The sequence below is a fragment of the Streptomyces sp. NPDC058646 genome, assembly GCF_042716875.1.
Taxonomy (GTDB): domain Bacteria; phylum Actinomycetota; class Actinomycetes; order Streptomycetales; family Streptomycetaceae; genus Streptomyces.
Genome location: NZ_JBHXRK010000077.1, coordinates 1 through 2,272 on the forward strand (window position 1 = coordinate 1; position 2,272 = coordinate 2,272).

The 2,272-nt window shown below is 72.4% G+C and carries 1 protein-coding gene; it reads left to right on the forward strand.

Features of this window, described 5'->3' with window-relative positions:
* The coding region (locus ACFWUZ_RS36220) for a beta-ketoacyl synthase N-terminal-like domain-containing protein (RefSeq protein WP_384382371.1) at positions 1-2,272 on the forward strand (2,272 nt) is incomplete at both ends.

The window sequence follows — 2,272 nt, forward strand, 5'->3', positions numbered from 1 at the left end:
CACCACCGCCACACCCAAGGACTCCCCGCCACCTCCCTCGCCTGGGGCCTGTGGAACCAGACCAGCACCATCAGCGGACAACTCGACGACGTCGATCTCCAGCGCATGGCCCGCAGTGGCCTGCTCCCGCTGTCGTCCCGGGACGGGATGGCCCTCTTCGACGCGGCCCACGCCACGGGCGAGGCCGTCCTCGCCGCGACGCGGATCGACACCTCGGCGCTGCGCAAGCGGGGTGACGGGCTGCCTCCGCTGTTCCGCGCCCTGGTGCCCGCACCCGCCCGGGCTGCTGCCAAGTCGTCTCAGGGCACCGGCGGTTCGACGCTGGCGGACCGTCTCGGCACGCTCTCGGCGGAGGACCGGGCCCAGGCGCTCATCGCTCTGGTGCGCGAGAACGTGTCCGATGTCCTCGGGCACTCGGGCAGGTCCGCGCCCGATGCCGAACGCCCCTTCCAGGAACTCGGATTCGACTCGCTGACCTCGGTCGAGCTGCGCAATCAGCTCAGCGCGGCCACCGGCCTGCGGCTGCCCACCACCCTGATCTTCGACTACCCCAGTCCGGTCGCCCTCGCCCAGTACCTGGCCTCCGAACTCTTCACGGACCAGGACGCGGCCCCGGAGGCCGTCGTGGCCGCCACCACCGCGACCGCGGAGCCGATCGCGATCGTCGGGATGGCCTGCCGCTATCCGGGCGGGGTGTCCTCGCCGGAGGACCTGTGGCGGCTGGTGTCCGAGGGCGTGGACGCGGTCAGCGGCTTCCCGTCCAACCGCGGGTGGGACCTGGAGGGCCTGTACGACCCCGACCCGGATCACGCGGGTACGTCGTACTCCCGTGAGGGCGGGTTCCTGCACGAAGCCGACCTCTTCGACCCGGAGTTCTTCGGGATGTCGCCGCGTGAGGCCCTCGCGACCGACCCCCAGCAGCGGCTGCTGCTGGAGACGGCGTGGGAGACGGTGGAGAACGCCGGCCTCGTCCCGTCAGCGCTGCGCGGCAGCCGTACGGGCGTCTTCACCGGCCTGATGTACCACGACTACGCGCAGGGGCTGCAGAGCGTTCCGGAGGACCTGGAGGGCTATCTCGCCAGCGGCAGCGCGGGCAGCGTCGCATCGGGGCGGGTGTCCTACAACCTCGGTCTCGAGGGCCCTGCCGTCACGGTCGACACCGCGTGCTCGTCGTCGCTGGTGGCACTGCACATGGCGGCGAACTCGCTGCGCCAGGGCGAGTGCGACCTCGCGCTGGCGGGCGGCGCGACCGTGATGGCCACGCCGACCTCGTTCGTCGAGTTCTCCCGGCAGCGCGGGCTGGCCCCCGACGGCCGCTGCAAGCCGTTCGCGGCGGGTGCGGACGGCACCGGCTGGGCGGAGGGCGTCGGCCTGCTGCTCGTCGAGCGGCTCTCCGACGCCGAGCGCAACGGCCACCAGGTCCTCGCCGTCATCCGCGGCTCCGCCATCAACCAGGACGGTGCGAGCAACGGCCTCACCGCCCCCAACGGCCCCTCCCAGGAGCGGGTGATCCGCCAGGCCCTGGCCAACGCCGGACTCCAGACCTCCGACGTCGACGCCGTCGAGGCCCACGGCACCGGCACCAAGCTCGGTGACCCGATCGAGGCGCAGGCGCTGCTGGCCACCTACGGCCAGGACCGGCCCGAGGACCGCCCCCTCTACCTCGGCTCGCTGAAGTCCAACATCGGACACAGCCAGGCCGCCGCCGGCGTCGGCGGCATCATCAAGATGGTCCAGGCGATCCAGCACGGCATCCTGCCCAAGACCCTCCACGTGGACGCGCCCACGGGTCACGTCGACTGGGAGGCGGGCGCGGTCTCGCTCCTGACCGAGGCACGTGACTGGCCGGAGGTCGACCGGCCGCGCCGCGCCGCGGTCTCGTCCTTCGGCATCAGCGGGACCAACGCGCACGTGGTGATCGAGCAGGCCCCGGTGACGGAAACCGTCGAGACCGAGGACACCCCTGCTGCCGCGTCCCCGTCCGTCGTGCCGTGGCTGCTGTCCGCGAAGACCCCGCAGGCCCTGGCCGATCAGTGGGAACGGCTGCGCGAGTTCGTCGCCGCACACCCGGAACACACGGCCCAGGACATCGCCCGGTCGCTGACCGTCCGCCGGACGTCCTTCGAGCACCGTGCGGTGGCCATCGGTACGGATGCGGGCCTCCAGCTGCACACGCCCACCTCCGGGAAGACGGCGTTCCTGTTCACCGGTCAGGGTGCGCAGCGCACCGGCATGGGCCAGGAACTGTACGAGGCCTTCCCCGCCTACGCCG